Source organism: Ruegeria sp. YTSA075, from assembly GCF_059610245.1.
Genome location: NZ_JBXWNG010000004.1, coordinates 148,647 through 165,434, shown reverse-complemented (window position 1 = coordinate 165,434; position 16,788 = coordinate 148,647). Strand labels below are relative to the sequence as shown.

The following is a 16,788-nucleotide window of genomic DNA, read 5'->3' as shown; positions in this document are numbered from 1 at the left end:
GTCATCTGGGAAAAGGCCAAGCTTTGACTACTTGCGCGGGTTCAGCAGGCCCGGCAAATCGGCGCGCATCTTCATCGGGGCCTTGACCTGACCAGCCAGCCAATTGGGCACGGCCAGAAACGGTTTGAACAACGGGTTGCTGTTGACCTGCGCCTTGAGCTTTTCAAACTGCATTACGTCGCCAATGCGCCTGTCCAGAAACTCCCACGTCTTCTGGTGATCAGGCGAATCGTCCCCCAGCCAGAACAAAAGGGTCGAAGAGTAGACGCCCGACAGCGTCGCGCGCTTGGTGTACCAGTTCACGTCATCCGACGTGTCACCCAAAGCGTCCCAGATCAGATCGCAGGTGCCCCAAACAGCCTTGGCCCCGTCACCTGCATGCATTGGCAGGGCAAACAGTGTCATGCCCCGGCGGACCAGTTCCTTATCCTCAACCGCCTCAAGCCGGAACCGAACAGCAGCGGCGATCTTTTCGCGGAACTTGAGCGCGCTCAGGTCTTCGGACTTGATCCGATCCAGCATCATCTGATCCCCACGCGCATGATAGGCCAGCGCCAGATCAACCGCGCCACGCGGGCAAATCGCCCGGGCAAGACCCTCATCCAGATCACACTCAGCAATGGCGGCGCGAAAGCTCGTTTCGGACCATCCGTCAAACGGAACATGGGCAAGCATCGCGTCCAGCATCTGCTGTTTTGCGTCTTCATAAGTCACTGTCATGGCGGTTCTCCGGTGTTCGGGGCCAGTACTAGACAAGATAGAACAGCTTTGCTATACGGCCAACTCCTGCAATTTCCTTGCAACTCTATCTAGAAAGGTGGTGACAACCACATGCAGGTTAGTGTTCGCGACAATAACGTCGATCAGGCGCTTCGTGCCCTGAAGAAAAAGCTGCAGCGCGAAGGCGTGTTCCGTGAAATGAAGCTGAAGCAACATTTCGAGAAACCGTCCGAGAAGAAAGCGCGCGAGAAAGCTGAAGCGATCCGTCGTGCCCGTAAACTGGCACGCAAGAAAGCCCAGCGCGAAGGTATGCTCTAAGCATCGCCCCCATCTCGTCCAGCTTTGGATGACACTATTTGACGACCCCCGAGGCCCTGCCCGGGGGTTTGTCGTTTCTGGGACCGGTTTGATCTTGCCGACTCGTGCGCGATGCTGTGCGGCAAGCTGCCATTTCACACCCGGCAGGATTTTGCCCGGCATGTTGCAGCGCAGCGAATCCCGTATCGGTAGCACAGCGACGCCCAAATTCGCCTGCCAGGTCAACCCACCTATCCGTCACAGGAAAGGTCTTTGTATCAGCCTCTCGTCTACCCAGACACCAAATCAAAAACGGAGGCTACTATGTCGACTGCAAGCACAATCGAGCGCGAAATGCTCGCACTTATCAATGAAGAGCGCACATCCCGAGGGCTGAACCCGCTGCAATTGGAAACCAACTTGAACGAGTCATCCGAGGATCACAGTACCTGGATGCTGGACCGCGATATCTTCAGCCATACAGGTGCGGGCGGGTCCAGCGCGACCCAGCGGATGCAGGCCGCGGGGTTTGATCTGTCGGGCAGCTGGCGCACCGGTGAAAACATCGCCTGGCAATCTGAACGCGGCGCGCCGGGGATCAGCGACGATGTCGCGCAGCTGCATCAGAACCTGATGAACAGCCCCGGCCACCGCGCAAATATCCTGAACCCGAACTTCGAATATATCGGGATCGGGATCGAAACAGGCGATATGCAGGGTTTTGACGCCGTGATGGTCACGCAAAACTTTGGCGCAACAGGTGGTACGGTGGACCTGGATACAGGCACGACGCCAACCCCTATGCCGATGCCCGAAGAACCGGAGGTGCCCGAAGAGCCCGAAACACCGGAAGAGCCTGAGACACCCGAGGAACCTCAGACGCCGGAAGTTCCAGAAGAACCAGAGACTCCGGAAGAACCCGAAGCGCCAGAAGAACCGGAAACGCCTACGGAGCCGGAAACGCCGGAGGAACCAGAGACCCCCGTGGAACCAGAAACGCCAGAGGAACCCGAAGAACCTGTGGAACCTGAAACACCGGAAGAACCCGAAGTGCCCGAAGAACCAGAAACGCCTGAACCCACGGCTGAGAATGGTTTCGATATAGAAGCCTTCGTCGCGGCGCTTGAAGAATTCCTGAATGAGGTGCTCGCACTGGTCGATGACTTCGACTGGATCGATATCGAACTGCCCGGCGCACAGCCCGGTGGTGACGTACCAATGGATGACGATCTGATCCTGATCCCGGAAGCTGGCGATGGTGCAACGCCACCGGCAGAACCCGTCGCAGGCTTCACCGACGATGATGACATGCTGATCTTCACCCCAATGGGTGGCGAATGCATGATGGACGTCGCCTAACGGCTGGCCCTATGGCGAGGCGCGGGACATCGCGCCTCGCATTTCTGATCAGAGGCCCGTTTCGCCTAGTAGATTTTCGGAACGTACAACTCGTCGGGCAGAATGCGGCGTTCGTAATCCGGGTTGTACTTGCGATCGGGCAGGTCGACCCGCTCCTGCGGCACGTCCGTATAGGGGATCTTGGTCAACAGATGCTCGATACAGTTCAGACGTTCGCGTTTTTTGTCGTTGCCTTCGACAATGTACCACGGCGCTTCGGAAATGTTCGTCCGGAACAACATATCCTCTTTCGCCTTGGTGTAGGATTCCCAGCGGATGCGGGATTCCAGATCCATCGGAGACAATTTCCACTGTTTCATCGGATCATGAATCCGCATGAGGAATCGCAATTGCTGCTCTTCATCGGTGATCGAGAACCAGTATTTCAGCAGGATGATCCCGGACCGCACCAGCATCCGTTCAAATTCGGGAACGTCCTGAAAGAACTGTTCAACCTGATCCTCGGTCGCAAAGCCCATGACGCGTTCAACGCCGGCGCGGTTGTACCAGGAGCGGTCGAAGAACACGATTTCACCTGCCGCAGGTAGATGCGGAACATAGCGCTGGAAATACCACTGGCTTTGTTCCCGTCGGCTGGGCGCAGGCAGCGCCACCACACGCGCGACACGAGGGTTCAGACGCTGGGTGATCCGCTTGATCACGCCCCCCTTACCCGCACTGTCGCGGCCTTCGAACAGGATGCACACTTTGGCACCGGTATGCTGCACCCAATCCTGAACCTTGATCAGCTCGGCCTGCAGGCGCAGCAGGTTGCGGAAATAAACCTTGCGATCCAGCATATCAGGATGCTGATCCTTGTAGATCTTGCGCACTTCCATCGACAGCATGGGTTCGCTGAACTCGATCTCAAAATCTTCGTCCAGCGTATCTTCCAGTTCGGCCTCTAGCCAGTCTTTGGGAGGGTCATTGTTTTCGTACGCCAAAGTCTGTTCCTTCTTCATTCACCGGGTGCGGACAGTAACGCGCCTGTGTAACCGCCTGATGTCATCGGATAAGTTGATCTTTTTGCACTGTGCCAATGAGGTGGGCGCCGCCATGTAAAGACATTACGTGCAATTTGAACCTCTCGCGCAGGGGATACAACCGTAAGAATTGCCGCAACTCGAAAGGCTTGCACCATGGAAAGCTGCGCGCCATGACTAAGCCAGTCGAACTGTCGAGGCCACCGTGGCGCATTTCCTGTCCCATCTACCAATGATCTGGCCCTGGCTGATCTTGATCGCAGCCCAGATTACCGCACTGAGCGGGCGGATGGGCGTGGCTTTGGCGTTGTTGATTCTGTTCGTAAGCATTGTCTCAGTCGCCAATCTGATCACGCCATGGGCGATTGCAGTGATTGCGATCGGGTTGCTGGGGGCCGCAACTCTGCCGCGCCTGAGCGGCGCGATGGCAGTTGCCGGGCATACACTTCTGATCCTGTGGTGTTTTGCGTTAGGCGCGCATCTGATTCCTGGGTTGAATAATCTGCTTGTATTGGATCAGGTCTATGCCGGTGAAAACAGCGCCGCGTTTACGATGTATCTGAACCTCGACAAACCAATGGTGTTCTTTGCTGTCCTGTTAGCTTGGCCCAGCATGCTGATTGCACGTCATAAAACCAATACAATATGGCTCGTCACCGGGCTTGCCTTGCTGCCATTGATCTTTCTTGCCGCTGTTGCAATCGGCGCATTGCGGCCAGAGGTTAAATTGCCCGCGTGGTGGTTGGTCTTTGCAGTTTCAAACCTGTTTCTGACCTGTTTCGCGGAAGAGGCACTTTTCCGTGGCTACCTGCAATCTCTGCTCAGTTCGAAACTTGGCCCGCTTGGTGGCGTTGTCGCAGCCAGCCTGCTGTTCGGTCTGGCGCATTTCGGCGGTGGTCCAGCCCTGGTAGCCTTCGCCACGGTCCTGGGCTTGGGTCTGGGGCTGGCCTATGCCGCGACCGGGCGGCTCTGGGTGCCAATTGCAATGCACTTCGCCTTTAATTTCATCCATCTCGCCTATTTCACCTATCCGGTACCCGCCTGATCAGACCGGCAAGGCCGTGGTCTTGAACACCGTCCGCAAGGCAAACGAGCTTTGCATCTGCGCGACGCCCGGCAGGCGTGACAGATATTGGCGGTGAATGCGGGCGAAATCTTCGGTGTTTTCGGCGACGACTTTCAGAAGATAATCTGCCGTCCCCGCCATCAGGTGACATTCCAACACATCCGGAATGCGGGCCACCGCCTTTTCGAATACATCCAGAACTTCTTCGGCCTGACCCTGCAAGGTGATCTCGACAAACACGGTTGTGGGAACATTCATCTTCCGCGCGTCCAGCAAGGCCACGTAGTTTCGAATATAGCCCTCCAGTTCCAGCCGTTGGACCCGGCGATGGCAAGCCGAAGGTGAAAGGTTCACCTTCTCTGACAGGTCCGCATTCGAAACCCGACCATTCTTTTGCAGAGCAGCCAGAATCTTACGATCAGTCGTATCTAAGCTCATTTGCGCATATCCATTGCGTTAATTCAGGTTTATTCGCTGGATTCTTTCATAAGAAAGCCCAATAGCAGGTATTGTTTCACAGAAATTGCGTCAGGTAATGCACATAATTTAGGCAGTTTATGAACGGAGGAGGGTCACATGAAAATCGGGTGCCCAAAGGAAATTAAACCCCAGGAATTCCGCGTTGGAATGACGCCGAATGCAGCTCAGGAAGCGGTATCGCGTGGGCATGAGGTGCTTATCGAAACCGGTGCCGGGATCGGCGCAGGTTTTGACAATGACGCCTATGTCGCCGCTGGTGCGCGCATTCTGGACACGGCAGAAGAGGTGTTTGCCACCGCCGACATGATCGTGAAGGTCAAAGAACCCCAGGCCGGAGAGCGCAAGATGTTGCGTGAAGGTCAGTTGCTGTTCACCTACCTGCATCTGGCACCCGATCCGGATCAGACCCATGACCTGCTGGAATCGGGCTGTACGGCCATTGCCTATGAAACCGTAACCGATGCCAATGGTGGCCTGCCTCTGCTCGCCCCGATGTCCGAAGTTGCCGGGCGCCTGGCCCCTCAGGTCGGGTCATGGACCTTGCAAAAGGCCAATGGCGGGCGCGGTGTGCTGATGGGTGGCGTGCCTGGGGTTGGCCCGGCCAAGGTCGTCGTGATCGGCGGTGGCGTGGTTGGCACCCATGCGGCGAAGATCGCCGCTGGCATGGGAGCAGATGTAACCGTTCTGGATCGGTCCCTGCCTCGCCTGCGCTATCTGGACGATGTGTTTGGCGGCCAGTTCAAGAACCAGTATTCAACGGCCGGTGCAACTGCCGAGTTGATCCGCGATGCCGATATGGTCATCGGCGCGGTTCTGATCCCCGGCGCAGCAGCCCCCAAGCTGGTCTCGCGCGCGCAGCTGTCGACAATGAAACCCGGTGCGGTGCTGGTGGATGTGGCCATCGATCAGGGCGGTTGTTTCGAAACCTCTCGCGCGACCACCCATGCCGATCCGATCTATGAGGTCGATGGGGTAATGCACTACTGCGTGGCCAACATGCCGGGCGCTGTAGCGCGCACCTCGACTATTGCACTGGGCAACGCAACAATGCCGTTCATGTTGTCATTGGCAGATAAAGGCTGGAAACAGGCCTGTCAGGACGATCCGCATCTGCTGGCGGGACTGAACGTCCATGCCGGACAACTGACCTACTACGCAGTTGGCAAGGCGCTTGGCATCGACGTCGTCTCGCCCAACGTGGTAATCAAGGCGTAACCCTCCCGCCCCTGAAAGCGCCTTTTGAAAAAAGGCGCTTTACAGCGTTGGGCGTAGCGCCGCGCCTATGGCGCGGCGCGGGTGTTCAAAACAAACCGTCAAGAAAACGAAACAGCGCCACACGACAGTGCGGCGCCGGGCCCGACCGGAGAAGGGCATTTTGAATGCGCGATCGACGGGCGGGAGCCTTTAGCCCTGCTTCTGAATTTCGACCGAATGCGGATAAGGAATCGAGACACCCTTGGCGTCGAAGGCTTCCTTGATGGTCTTGGTCAGCTCGAATTTCACATCCCAGTAGTCCGCCGCTGCACACCACAGACGCGCAGTTAGATCGACCGAGCTGTCACCCAGATTTGTGACCCTCACCCAAGGCTCTGGATCCTTGTGGATGCGCGCATCCGCATTGGCGACATCCAAAATGATCTTCATGGCCTCATCCGCGCTGTCACCATAATCGATACCGAACACCAGATCGACACGCCGCGTTTCATGCGCAGAGTAGTTGGTAATCACCGACCCCCAGGCCTGCCCGTTCGGGACAATGATCTGTACATTGTCTGGCGTCACCAGTTCAGTGGTGAACAGGTTCAGGTCTTTGACCGTTCCCGCCGTTCCGCCAATATCCACATACTGACCCAGCTTATAGGGTCGGAACACAACCAGCATCACGCCCGCCGCCAGATCACTGAGCGTGCCTTGCAGCGCAAGACCGATCGCCAGAGAGGCAGCACCCAGAATGGCAACGATACTTGTGGCCTCGATCCCGAAGATCCCAAGAACGGCCACGAGGACGATCGCCAAGATCACCCATTTGACAAGGCTGGCCGCAAAATTCCCAAGCGTAGGATCGATCTGAGGCGTTTTGTTGATGCGACGCCGCACAACGCCCGATACCATCCCTGCCACGATCCAACCGATGATCAGAACAATCAAAGCCTTGCCCGCGTTCAACAGGATCGGCATGTAGCTATTTGCTAAATCCATGGCTTGATTTGCCATATCGACCGTCTGATCCATGTCTGATTTCCTTCTTGATCAAATTGAAAGGGCGCCGCCAATGATACGGAGCCCCTGTTTTCTTGCCAAATTCGAGCGTTACTTCTTCAAAGCGTCGCGGATTTCCATCAGGATATCCAGCTCGCTTGGGCCAGCGGGCGTTTCTTCGGCAACTTCCTCTTCTTTGGCAGCCGCATCCTTAACGCGGTTCACTGACCGCACAAGCATGAACACAACCCATGCGATGATCAGAAAGTTGATGACCGCCATGATGAACGCCCCATAGGCAAACACCGAAGCGCCGGTTTCACGCGCCGCGTCCAGGCTGGCCCCTTCGGCAACCTCACCTGCAAGCACAGCGTAGTTATTGGTAAAATCAATCCCACCTGTGAACAGACCAATCAATGGATTGATCAGGTCCCCAACCAGCGATGTCACGATTGCAGTGAATGCAGCACCGATAATGATACCCACAGCCATGTCCATGACATTGCCCTTGGCAATGAATGTTTTGAACTCCTGGATCATGTGTTCCCTCTTTCCTGTTGTTAGTGTTTTTCGCCTTTGTTCGCGCATAGGCGCAGAGTAATTGTGCGCTAATTGCACCTTAAAACATATTTTTTTATGGGAAAGCGTGCCTATTTTTCCCCAATCAGATCATTCAGGAGAGCCCATGTCCTCTTTAGCCCGCTTTGCCGTGACTCAAAAATGGCCCGCCAAAGATCCGTCGGTCATTCAGCTTTATTCCTTTCCAACCCCAAACGGGGTCAAAGCCTCGATTATGCTGGAAGAAACCGGCCTGCCTTATGAGGCGCATAAGGTCACATTGGCCGATGCCGACGTCAAAAGCCCCGAGTTCCTGTCGTTGAACCCCAATAACAAAATCCCGGCGATCATTGATCCCAACGGTCCTGATGGTGAACCTATCGGCCTGTTCGAAAGCGGCGCGATACTGCTGTATCTGGCCGAAAAGACCGGTAAGTTCATCGGTCAAAACGCATCCGACAAACACCATATCACCCAATGGCTGATGTTTCAGATGGGTGGTATTGGGCCGATGCTTGGCCAGCTAGGATTTTTCCACAAATTCGCAGGCCGCGAGATCGAAGACCCCCGCCCGCGCGAGCGCTATGTCAACGAAGCCAAGCGGCTGCTGAACGTCTTGAACCAGCAGCTTGAAGGTCAGGATTGGGTTGCCGGAGACTACTCGATCGCTGACATGGCCATTGCGCCCTGGCTGCGTGGATTGGATTTCTATGAAGCGAAGGATTTGGTCGGCTGGGACGATCACGCCAATGTCGTGGCCTATCTAGATCGTTTCCTTGAACGGCCTGCGGTTCAAAAAGGCTTGGTGACACCCGCGCGAGACTAAGACCCCCCACGCCCGTTGCCGACATCGGGCTTGCGGCCAGAACCGGTCGCAAGCCCATATTCTTAGCCCGGCAGCTTGCCGGTCAGCACATAGCGCAGAACTTCGACCACCTGAGCGGGCTCCTCAGCCACGGCGAGCGCAGCGGCGTCGACCTCTTTCAGCGCGTGCTGATGATCCGGCCCGTGCAGCACGATCAACGATTTGCCCAAGGCAGCTGCGTATCCGGCGTCAAACGCCGCATTCCACTGTTTGTACTTCTCGCCAAACCGCACAACGACCACATCTGCGTCAGCGATACCCTTACGCGTGCGGATCGCGTTCACCATCGCCCCCTTTTGGTCATGCCAATACTTGTTCGGCTCAGCGCCCAGAATGGCAACACCGCAATCGTCACTGGCTGCATGATTGGTGACCGGGCTGTTGAATGAAACATCCAGCCTCTGCGCGCCGTCAATGATTTGTTCGCGCCAATCGGTGTGAATTTCCCCGGATAGATAGACGTTCAGGCCCATGGTTCCCTCCAAAACTGTTTGGACCCTACTTAAAGGCCAATCACGCAAAGCCCAATGCGTAAGTCGAAGAACTTGCTGATGATGATTATTTCTTTTGCGCCACCAGATACCGAGATGGGGGCTTCGCCGGATAGTTCCCGCTTTCGACGATTTCAAAGCCGACATCTGTGATCGCGGTTTCAAGCGTTTTTATGTCGAACAGGTTCACATAAGGCGCTTTGCCAAAACGCTGCATCACAGGCAGCATAAGTTTCATCAGTCCAAATTTAAAACCCAAATTTCCCTCGGTAAGGCAAGGCGTTTTGGATATGAACAACCCGCCCGAGGGCAGACGTGCATAGATGTCCGCAAAGGCCGTTTCGATATCCGGCACAAGATGAAACACGTTGAAGCCAAGAATGACATCAAAGGACTGTTCATCATCGGGCGAGGTAATGTCTATGGGCGTGAATGAGATGTTGCCGATCCCTTCTTTTTTCGCCTTGTCCCGGCCAATATCCAACATGGATTCAGAAAAATCGCTGGCCGTGATATATGCGACTGACGATGCAAGCAGCAGCGCGGTTGAGCCTGTTCCGCATCCAAGCTCAAGAACATTTTGCTGTTGGGTCAGATAGGACCGGGTCCGTCCCAGAGTGTATTCATACGACTCCATGTCGCGGATTGGGCTACGCGCGTATTTCGCGGCAATGCCATCCCAGAATTTTGCACCAGTCTTCATGGTAAATCTCCTTTGCGGCCTATCTACTCATGCGGATATTGAATAGGAATTGCGGAAGATCGCAGAACACTTATACATATTTGTATGACTAGAATCGACGAATTTGATTGGAACCACATGCGCGCTTTTCTGGCGACCGCTGATACCGGATCGCTTTCAGCAGCGGCGCGGCAACTGGGACAGAGTCAACCAACACTTAGCCGCCAGATCGCTGCGCTTGAGGCTGATTTGGGCGTTTTGCTGTTCGAGCGCGTGGGCCGCTCGTTAGAAATCACGCAGGCTGGTTTGGAGATCCTGGAACACACGCGCGCCATGGGTGAAGCTGCCAACCGGATCGCCTTGACTGCATCTGGTCAGGCACAATCGATCGAGGGGCGTGTTCGGATCACTGCCAGCGATATCATGTCAGCACACATTCTGCCGGATTTGCTACACGAGGTTCAGGCGCAGGCCCCGCGCCTGCGAATAGAAGTGATCGCTTCGAACGATGTGAGTGATCTGATGCGGCGCGAAGCCGATATCGCAATCCGCCATGTGCGACCTGAACAACCTGATCTTATCGCCAAATTGGTGCAGGAAGCGCCCGGCCACTTTTACGCGTCTTCAGCGTATTTGAACCGCATGGGACACCCTAAATCCAAAGGCGATTTGTCCAACCACGACTTCATTAGCTTCGGCGACACCCATCAGATGATCGCTTATTTGGAGCCACTTGGCATTCATCTGACAGAAGATAACTTCAGGCTCGGTTCACAAAATGGCGTTGTTGCCTGGGAATATGCCAAGCACAGCTTCGGCATCGCACCCATGTCGCAGAATGTGGGGGACGCGGCTTCGGAAATGGAACGGGTTCTACCTGACATGGACCCTTTTGAATTTCCGATCTGGTTGGTCGCGCATCGCGAATTGCACACCAGTCGGCGCATCCGGTTGGTCTTTGATGTGCTGACCAAGTTCTTCTCGAACTGAAAAGCGCGCCAAAAGGCGCGCTCTGCAAAGTGTATGTTGCTTCGGTTACCCGCGCAGGACACCGCCCGTCGCTTTGGAAACCTTGGCGATGATCTTCTCGGCCACCGCCTCGATATCTTTTTCTTTCAGCGTTGCGTCAGTGGGTTGCAGGCGCACGGTGATGGCCAGGGATTTCTTGCCCTCACCCAGGCTACCGCCGATAAACTCATCAAAGACGCGCACATCTTCGATCAGCGCCTTGTCAGCACCCGCAGCGGCGTTGACCAGCGTCAGCGCTTCGACGCCTTCGTCGACGACAAAGGCAAAGTCACGCTCGACCGCTTGCAGATCACGCAGCTCTAAAGCCGCGCGGGTCGCGGAGCATTTACGGGGCAGAGGCACCTGATCCGGCCAGATGGTGAACGCCATCGCCGGGCCCTTGATGTCCATGGCCTGCAGAATGCGCGGGTGCAAGTCACCGAATACGCCCAACACCTTTTTCGGACCCAGGCAAATCTTGCCGTGGCGGCCCGGATGCCACCATGCATCCCCGTCGCGCAATATCTGAACCTTGGCGGGCGCACCGATGGCCGCCAGCACAGCCTCGGCATCCGCTTTGACATCAAATAGATCGACCGGGCGGGATGCGCCATGCACGTCCTTTGGACCCGAGCGGCCAACTAGAAGGCCGGTGATCTGCGTTAGCTGTTCCCCCGGCTCGCCGTCATGGAAAACCGGGCCAACCTCAAACAGGGCAACATCCGTATAGCCGCGCGCCTGATTGCGGGCAGCAGCCTGAAGCAATCCGGGAAGTAGATCGGGGCGCATGTGGCTCATCTCGGACGAGATCGGGTTTTCCAGCTGGGTCGCCGCGTCCCCCCCTCCGAACAAAGCCGCTGCATGCTGATCAATGAAAGTGTAGGTAACACATTCATTGTAACCCAGCGTAGCACAGGTGCGACGCGCCATCGACTGGCGGCGCTGAGTCGGGGTCATCACCGGCTTCGGGATTCCATCGGTCACACGCGGCAACGGTTTGCCCTGCAGTTTGGTCAACGAGGCAATCCGCGCGACCTCTTCCACCAGGTCAGCCTCACCCATGACATCGGGGCGCCAGCTGGGCACATGGGCCATTTCACCTTCGAGACGGAAGCCCAGACGCGTCAGGGTCTGGCGCTGATCGCTTTCTGGAATGTCCATGCCAACCAGAGACCGCACACGTTCCGCATCCAGCTTGTAGGCACGCGCATGCTTGGGCGCTTTGCCGGCCTCAACCACCTTGGACGCTTCGCCACCACAGATATCCAGGATCATCTGGGTCGCATGTTCCAGCCCTTCAAGCGTGTATTCCGGATCAACGCCGCGTTCGAACCGATACCGCGCATCCGAGTTGATTTTGAGCGCACGACCCGTCAGGGCAATCTGTACATGATCCCAAAACGCGCTTTCGAGGAAGACATTCACTGTCTCGTCGGTACAGCCTGTCTCTTCTCCGCCCATGATACCAGCAATCGATTCCGGGCCATTGTCGTCCGAAATCACCATCATGCCGGGTTGCAGCGTGTATTCCTTCTCATCCAGCGCCACCAGCGTTTCGCCACCTTTGGCGCGATGAACGCGCAGATTGCCCTGCACCTTGTCCGCATCAAACACGTGCAGCGGGCGGTTTTGGTCGAAGGTCATGTAGTTTGTGATGTCCACCAGCGCCGAAATCGGACGCAGGCCAATCGCCTTCAACTGATCCTGCAGCCATTGCGGGCTTGGGCCGTTCTTCACACCTTTGATCAATCGCCCCGTGAAATGCGGCGCACCGTCCAGAGTATCCTCATCAATGGTCACCTTGATCGGGCTTTCAAAATCACCCGGCACCGGAATGTAGTCGCGTATCTTCAACGTCCCCAAACCACGTGCTGCCAGATCACGCGCAATACCCGCTACGCCCAGCGCATCAGGGCGGTTGGGGGTGATCGCAATCTCGATCATCGGATCGATCTTCGACGGGTCATTCTCAGCCAGCCAGTCAACGAACTGGTCGCCAACCTCACCCGAGGGCAGCTCGATGATACCGTCATGCTCGTCCGACAGCTCCAGCTCACGCTCAGACGCCATCATGCCATAGCTTTCGACACCCCGGATCTTGCCAACATTGATGGTGATATCCAGACCGGGAATATACATGCCCGGTTTACAGACCACGACCGTGATGCCTTCGCGCGCGTTGGGGGCGCCACAGATGATCTGCAAATCACCCTCATCGGTCTCAACCGTGCATACGCGCAGCTTGTCAGCGTCGGGGTGCTTTTCGGCATGTTTCACATGGCCCAGCGTAAAGCCCGCCAGACGGTCCGCCGGGTTCACGATCTCTTCGACCTCAAGGCCAAGATCGGTCAGAGCCTCGGCGATCTCATCAACCGAAGCATCGGTATCGAGGTGGTCTTTCAGCCAGGAGAGAGTGAATTTCATCGGTCGCTATCCGCCAGAATTTTCGGGTCGGATCGCGTGTAACGGATAATCCGCGAAGGTGGAAGAGCCGCTTAGCCGTTCGTGACGAATTGCAACCAGTTCGCCAATTCAAGGCTGCGCTGGTGCAACACAACCTGGTCGGGTCGTGTTCCCAGCCGAGCGGCGGCACTGACGTCTTCCTCGGCATCGTCAAGATCGTCAGCGAGACCCTCATGTGTCGAGAAAATGCCGCGCCCACGCACGTAGTCTCCGATGTCTTTCAAGCTCAGCTCGGGGTGATACTGAACACCCCAGAACCGGATCCCGTCGCACTCATAGGCCACGGCCTGCACCTTTGAATGCGTGTTCTCGGCCAGCAGCATTGCGCCATCGGGCAAAACCTGTACCTCATCCCTGTGGATACACGGCACGGCAAAACCCGAAACCCTGCCCGCCATCATGGGATGGACAGCGCCATCCTCAGTCACAGCCAGATCCCGCGCCATCCCCACTTCCATTCCGACCGGAGACGCCCCAACCGCGCCACCAAGAACAAACATGGCCAACTGCAACCCGTTGCACGAACCCCAGATGGGCAGATTTGCGGACAATGCGAACTCCATCGCGTCGTGCTGAGCAGCCCCATCCGGAGCATCCACAGACCAGTGGACACCGGAGCCGGTAAAGATGATCCCGTCCATCCCCTGCAAATCCGCCTCATTCAGCTTTCCCTCATAAGGGTTCGAGATCCGCAACTCGGCCTCGGGAACAAGGGCGCTCAGCGTATTAACAAAACCCCTCGCCCCGGAATGGCCCCGTGCCACCATATTCGGAGTGTTGCCTTCAACGATCAGAAATCCGGTCATATCCGCTCCCCGTTTCGTTAAGGATACCGAGCGCAGCGCGTCAGAAACTCCGCTGATACCGACAGGGCGTGTCGCATTCCGGGTCAGGGGTATGTGGGATCATGCCCCAACAGCTCATCCAATTGCCAGCCAATCCAGCCATGAGGGATGAAATGCCCGCCGGGATGGGTATCGAGCACCACTTGCCCCTGCGCGCAATCGGTCCATTCCACCCGGCTGAGGGTCAGGATCGGCACCACGCTCCAATCGCCGCGTGGGATGGCATCGTGGCAGTCGTATTTCGCGCGCCAAAGCGCCACCGGATAGGTGGTGTCGCCATTCGCGCCATAGGGAAAATCCATCACCTTGTCGCGCAGGCCATGCACATGGCGCGCCTCGGCCGGGGCCTCTGGGCAATGTTCGGTCTGCTGGATCGATCCGGCCACAGCCAGCAAGGCGGCGATGTCATCGCCCGACTGGCACACATAGCGCCATGCCATCGCGCCGCCATAAGAATAGCCCGAGACATAGATGCGGTCCTGGTCAATGGGATAGCGCTTGACCACATCCTCCAGCACCCGGTCGGCAAAGGGCACGTCGCCTGTGTCCGACGTCCAGAAGTTCCATGTTTTTCGCAGCCCGTTCGGGGCGACCAGCAGCACGCCGCGCAGTTTTGTGGCCCCGGCAATGCGTTCATGGTTCACCACCACGGTCCCCTGCCGCGCCCAGCCGTGAAAGTGCAGAAGCACCGGCAGAGGTGTCTCGCCATCCCAGCCGTCAGGCTCCAGCACGTGGTACGAACGGTCGCCGACCTGACAGGCGGTATCGCCGTGGCATTCGGTGTTCCAGGGCCCCATGGCAAAGGCGGGTGAAGCGGTCAGCAGGAGGAAAAGCAGTCGATAGATCATGGACCTGACCCTACCCAGCCTGAGCGCCGAGTCACGTCACAACCCTGTGGGAACCTGTAACAAGCCGCGCCATCGCCAGACGGTAGGATGGCGATCTCCGGGGAGTGGTGGGCAATTTATGCTGGCCAAATCCGTGTGCCGTTCAAACGGAGAGCTAACGGAGACAAATCGCCAGCCCGTGCGGACCGGACATCAAGCGAAAAGCTTGAAAACAATCTGAAATAGATAAGCAACTCCAAAAAACATGAGAGCGGCTATCAATGTGTTGATCCACCATGAAAAGCGACGAACTGTCCAAAATGGAACTTCATTTCCTATGCACTCAGCACATTTAACAGATGCGACAAAGGCCGCCCGTTGGTTTAAGTATACGCAATCGACAATGACCAACTCACGAGAGGCCATTTGCGGTATCGTGACCAAGCAATGTCCTTTTTCGACATTTTTGTATTCTACATTTCGCGGTTGCCAAACTGAGATGTCCGCTGGAAAATCCGACAACACAAACTCCACGTTTGTAGCTGGCTTACTTCCAACATTCTGGAGAAAAAACTTTTCAGTGTAGATTTCTGTGTGGTTGCCGTTGCTGGTGCTATCCTCCGTTGGCACAGAAATGATATTGCGGGAGTTATTGGCGCGCCCATAAATCAGTTTCACGCGCGGCCTAAACAAGAATAGCACGCAAGCGGCCAATAACGTGAAAGCTAGCCCGATTAGTTCGTCGTGAATTGGATCAAGAGTCGCCCAGATTGACGAGGCTACTTCAATCACCGCGACAAACCACCATGCAGGTTCGGCATATCCAGCGCCGCAAACCCATAGTGGCGCAGCCAGCGCAGATCGCTGTCAAAGAACGCCCGCAAATCCGGAATGCCGTATTTCAGCATCGCCAGACGGTCGATGCCGATGCCAAAGGCAAAGCCCTGATAGACATCCGGATCGATCCCACCGGCGGCGATCACCTTGGGGTGCACCATGCCAGAGCCCAGAATCTCCATCCAGTCGTCGCCCTCACCGATCTTCAGCTGACCATTGTCCCAGGAACAGCGGATATCAACCTCGGCCGATGGCTCGGTGAAGGGGAAGTGTGAGGCGCGGAAGCGCAGTTCGACGTCGTCGACCTCGAAGAAGGCTTTCACGAACTCTTCCAGAACCCATTTCAGGTTCGCCATCGAGATGTCTTTGTCGATGGCCAGCCCTTCGACCTGATGGAACATCGGCGTGTGGGTCTGGTCATAATCAGCGCGGTACACACCGCCCGGGCAGATCACGCGGATCGGCGCGCCTTGCAGCTCCATCGAGCGGATCTGAACGGGCGAAGTATGGGTGCGCAGCACATGCGGCGGGCGGTTATCACCCTCAGCTCGGTGCATATAGAACGTGTCCATCTCGGCCCGCGCGGGGTGGTGGCCGGGAATGTTCAGCGCATCAAAGTTGTACCAGTCATCCTCGATCCGCGGCCCTTCGGCGACAGAGAAACCCAGTTCGGCAAAGATCGCGGTCAATTCCTCAGTCGCCTGGCTGATCGGATGGATCGAGCCCTCACGGCGCGCGCGGGTCGGCAGGGTGACGTCCAGCCATTCGGTGCGCAGACGCTCATCCAGTGCGGCATCGGCCAGCGCAGCCTTTTTTGCGGCCAGCGCCGAGTTGATTTCATCCTTTAGGGCATTCAGCGCCGGGCCTGCGACCTGACGTTCCTCGGGCGTCATCTTGCCCAGCTCGCGCATCTTCAACGCGACCTCGCCTTTTTTGCCCACGGCAGCGACGCGGATCGCCTCAAGCGCGTTTTCGTCGCCCGCCTCGGCGATCTGACCCAGATATTTTGTCTTTAGATCGTCCATGACGCTTCCTGAACTTGGCCCTGATTGCTGTTGACGACCTGCTA

Annotated in this window: 18 protein-coding genes; 6 read left to right on the top strand and 12 right to left on the bottom strand. The window is 56.7% G+C overall.

What is annotated here, in order from left to right; genetic code table 11:
- Nucleotides 1-27 precede the first annotated feature (27 nt).
- Nucleotides 28-720 (bottom strand): COQ9 family protein, encoded by a 693-nt coding sequence (locus tag AC2FGE_RS09335; protein WP_496818943.1) that lies wholly within the window; start codon nt 718-720, stop codon nt 28-30.
- A gap of 111 nt (nt 721-831) precedes the next feature.
- On the opposite strand from AC2FGE_RS09335, the gene rpsU reads away from it, so the two are divergent.
- Both rpsU and AC2FGE_RS09325 read left to right on the top strand, forming a co-directional pair.
- Nucleotides 832-1,038, top strand: a complete 207-nt coding sequence (gene rpsU, locus AC2FGE_RS09330; RefSeq protein ID WP_008207378.1) for a 30S ribosomal protein S21 — start codon at nt 832-834, stop codon at nt 1,036-1,038.
- Nucleotides 1,039-1,341: 303 nt separating this feature from the next.
- Entirely contained in the window at nt 1,342-2,376 is a 1,035-nt protein-coding gene (locus AC2FGE_RS09325) for a CAP domain-containing protein (protein ID WP_496818942.1), read from the top strand.
- Between the two features lie 65 nt (nt 2,377-2,441).
- Here AC2FGE_RS09325 and ppk2 read toward each other — a convergent pair whose 3' ends face one another.
- Nucleotides 2,442-3,377: a polyphosphate kinase 2 gene (ppk2, locus tag AC2FGE_RS09320; protein WP_496818940.1), complete on the bottom strand. Its 936-nt coding sequence runs from the start codon at nt 3,375-3,377 to the stop codon at nt 2,442-2,444.
- A gap of 253 nt (nt 3,378-3,630) precedes the next feature.
- Here ppk2 and AC2FGE_RS09315 point away from each other — a divergent pair, with 253 nt between their 5' ends.
- Nucleotides 3,631-4,443: a CPBP family intramembrane glutamic endopeptidase gene (locus tag AC2FGE_RS09315; RefSeq protein ID WP_496818939.1), complete on the top strand. Its 813-nt coding sequence runs from the start codon at nt 3,631-3,633 to the stop codon at nt 4,441-4,443.
- Here AC2FGE_RS09315 and AC2FGE_RS09310 read toward each other — a convergent pair whose 3' ends face one another.
- On the bottom strand, nt 4,444-4,902 hold the full coding sequence (locus tag AC2FGE_RS09310; protein WP_496818938.1) for an Lrp/AsnC family transcriptional regulator: 459 nt from the start codon (nt 4,900-4,902) through the stop codon (nt 4,444-4,446).
- A gap of 138 nt (nt 4,903-5,040) precedes the next feature.
- Here AC2FGE_RS09310 and ald point away from each other — a divergent pair, with 138 nt between their 5' ends.
- The gene (gene ald / locus AC2FGE_RS09305; protein WP_496818937.1) at nt 5,041-6,159 is read left to right on the top strand and encodes an alanine dehydrogenase; all 1,119 of its coding nucleotides are present in this window, start codon (nt 5,041-5,043) and stop codon (nt 6,157-6,159) included.
- Nucleotides 6,160-6,348: 189 nt separating this feature from the next.
- On the opposite strand, the gene AC2FGE_RS09300 is transcribed toward ald, so the two are convergent.
- Both AC2FGE_RS09300 and mscL read right to left on the bottom strand, forming a co-directional pair.
- A complete protein-coding gene (locus AC2FGE_RS09300) occupies nt 6,349-7,143 on the bottom strand; it encodes a mechanosensitive ion channel family protein (protein ID WP_496819252.1) in 795 nt (264 codons plus the stop codon).
- A gap of 111 nt (nt 7,144-7,254) precedes the next feature.
- Nucleotides 7,255-7,683: a large conductance mechanosensitive channel protein MscL gene (gene mscL, locus AC2FGE_RS09295; RefSeq protein ID WP_496818936.1), complete on the bottom strand. Its 429-nt coding sequence runs from the start codon at nt 7,681-7,683 to the stop codon at nt 7,255-7,257.
- A 145-nt stretch (nt 7,684-7,828) separates the two neighbouring features.
- Here mscL and AC2FGE_RS09290 point away from each other — a divergent pair, with 145 nt between their 5' ends.
- The gene (locus AC2FGE_RS09290) at nt 7,829-8,527 is read left to right on the top strand and encodes a glutathione S-transferase family protein (protein WP_496818935.1); all 699 of its coding nucleotides are present in this window, start codon (nt 7,829-7,831) and stop codon (nt 8,525-8,527) included.
- 62 nt (nt 8,528-8,589) lie between these two features.
- Here the strand turns inward: AC2FGE_RS09290 and AC2FGE_RS09285 are convergent, their stop codons facing one another.
- Entirely contained in the window at nt 8,590-9,039 is a 450-nt protein-coding gene (locus tag AC2FGE_RS09285) for a YtoQ family protein (RefSeq protein ID WP_496818934.1), read from the bottom strand.
- An 85-nt stretch (nt 9,040-9,124) separates the two neighbouring features.
- Nucleotides 9,125-9,760, bottom strand: coding sequence for a class I SAM-dependent methyltransferase (locus AC2FGE_RS09280; protein WP_496818933.1), 636 nt, complete (start codon nt 9,758-9,760; stop codon nt 9,125-9,127).
- An 84-nt stretch (nt 9,761-9,844) separates the two neighbouring features.
- Between AC2FGE_RS09280 and AC2FGE_RS09275 the strand changes: the two genes are divergently transcribed.
- The gene (locus tag AC2FGE_RS09275; RefSeq protein WP_496818932.1) at nt 9,845-10,729 is read left to right on the top strand and encodes a LysR family transcriptional regulator; all 885 of its coding nucleotides are present in this window, start codon (nt 9,845-9,847) and stop codon (nt 10,727-10,729) included.
- 45 nt (nt 10,730-10,774) lie between these two features.
- Here the strand turns inward: AC2FGE_RS09275 and pheT are convergent, their stop codons facing one another.
- The 5 genes from pheT to pheS form a co-directional block, all read right to left on the bottom strand.
- A complete protein-coding gene (gene pheT / locus AC2FGE_RS09270) occupies nt 10,775-13,171 on the bottom strand; it encodes a phenylalanine--tRNA ligase subunit beta (protein WP_496818931.1) in 2,397 nt (798 codons plus the stop codon).
- Nucleotides 13,172-13,242: 71 nt separating this feature from the next.
- A complete protein-coding gene (locus AC2FGE_RS09265; RefSeq protein WP_496818930.1) occupies nt 13,243-14,016 on the bottom strand; it encodes a type 1 glutamine amidotransferase in 774 nt (257 codons plus the stop codon).
- Nucleotides 14,017-14,099: 83 nt separating this feature from the next.
- On the bottom strand, nt 14,100-14,903 hold the full coding sequence (locus AC2FGE_RS09260; protein WP_496818929.1) for a CE1 family esterase: 804 nt from the start codon (nt 14,901-14,903) through the stop codon (nt 14,100-14,102).
- A gap of 192 nt (nt 14,904-15,095) precedes the next feature.
- Nucleotides 15,096-15,560 (bottom strand): hypothetical protein, encoded by a 465-nt coding sequence (locus tag AC2FGE_RS09255; RefSeq protein ID WP_496818928.1) that lies wholly within the window; start codon nt 15,558-15,560, stop codon nt 15,096-15,098.
- Nucleotides 15,561-15,670: 110 nt separating this feature from the next.
- Entirely contained in the window at nt 15,671-16,744 is a 1,074-nt protein-coding gene (gene pheS, locus AC2FGE_RS09250) for a phenylalanine--tRNA ligase subunit alpha (protein ID WP_496818927.1), read from the bottom strand.
- Between the last annotated feature and the right edge of the window lie 44 nt (nt 16,745-16,788).

What these genes read in the sequence shown, in the direction of transcription:
- AC2FGE_RS09335 (WP_496818943.1), bottom strand. Translation starts at nt 720, where the DNA reads ATGACAGTGACTTATGAAGACGCAAAACAGCAGATGCTGGACGCGATG.
- rpsU (WP_008207378.1), top strand. Translation starts at nt 832, where the DNA reads ATGCAGGTTAGTGTTCGCGACAATAACGTCGATCAGGCGCTTCGTGCC.
- AC2FGE_RS09325 (WP_496818942.1), top strand. Translation starts at nt 1,342, where the DNA reads ATGTCGACTGCAAGCACAATCGAGCGCGAAATGCTCGCACTTATCAAT.
- ppk2 (WP_496818940.1), bottom strand. Translation starts at nt 3,377, where the DNA reads ATGAAGAAGGAACAGACTTTGGCGTACGAAAACAATGACCCTCCCAAA.
- AC2FGE_RS09315 (WP_496818939.1), top strand. Translation starts at nt 3,631, where the DNA reads ATGATCTGGCCCTGGCTGATCTTGATCGCAGCCCAGATTACCGCACTG.
- AC2FGE_RS09310 (WP_496818938.1), bottom strand. Translation starts at nt 4,902, where the DNA reads ATGAGCTTAGATACGACTGATCGTAAGATTCTGGCTGCTCTGCAAAAG.
- ald (WP_496818937.1), top strand. Translation starts at nt 5,041, where the DNA reads ATGAAAATCGGGTGCCCAAAGGAAATTAAACCCCAGGAATTCCGCGTT.
- AC2FGE_RS09300 (WP_496819252.1), bottom strand. Translation starts at nt 7,143, where the DNA reads ATGGATTTAGCAAATAGCTACATGCCGATCCTGTTGAACGCGGGCAAG.
- mscL (WP_496818936.1), bottom strand. Translation starts at nt 7,683, where the DNA reads ATGATCCAGGAGTTCAAAACATTCATTGCCAAGGGCAATGTCATGGAC.
- AC2FGE_RS09290 (WP_496818935.1), top strand. Translation starts at nt 7,829, where the DNA reads ATGTCCTCTTTAGCCCGCTTTGCCGTGACTCAAAAATGGCCCGCCAAA.
- AC2FGE_RS09285 (WP_496818934.1), bottom strand. Translation starts at nt 9,039, where the DNA reads ATGGGCCTGAACGTCTATCTATCCGGGGAAATTCACACCGATTGGCGC.
- AC2FGE_RS09280 (WP_496818933.1), bottom strand. Translation starts at nt 9,760, where the DNA reads ATGAAGACTGGTGCAAAATTCTGGGATGGCATTGCCGCGAAATACGCG.
- AC2FGE_RS09275 (WP_496818932.1), top strand. Translation starts at nt 9,845, where the DNA reads ATGACTAGAATCGACGAATTTGATTGGAACCACATGCGCGCTTTTCTG.
- pheT (WP_496818931.1), bottom strand. Translation starts at nt 13,171, where the DNA reads ATGAAATTCACTCTCTCCTGGCTGAAAGACCACCTCGATACCGATGCT.
- AC2FGE_RS09265 (WP_496818930.1), bottom strand. Translation starts at nt 14,016, where the DNA reads ATGACCGGATTTCTGATCGTTGAAGGCAACACTCCGAATATGGTGGCA.
- AC2FGE_RS09260 (WP_496818929.1), bottom strand. Translation starts at nt 14,903, where the DNA reads ATGATCTATCGACTGCTTTTCCTCCTGCTGACCGCTTCACCCGCCTTT.
- pheS (WP_496818927.1), bottom strand. Translation starts at nt 16,744, where the DNA reads ATGGACGATCTAAAGACAAAATATCTGGGTCAGATCGCCGAGGCGGGC.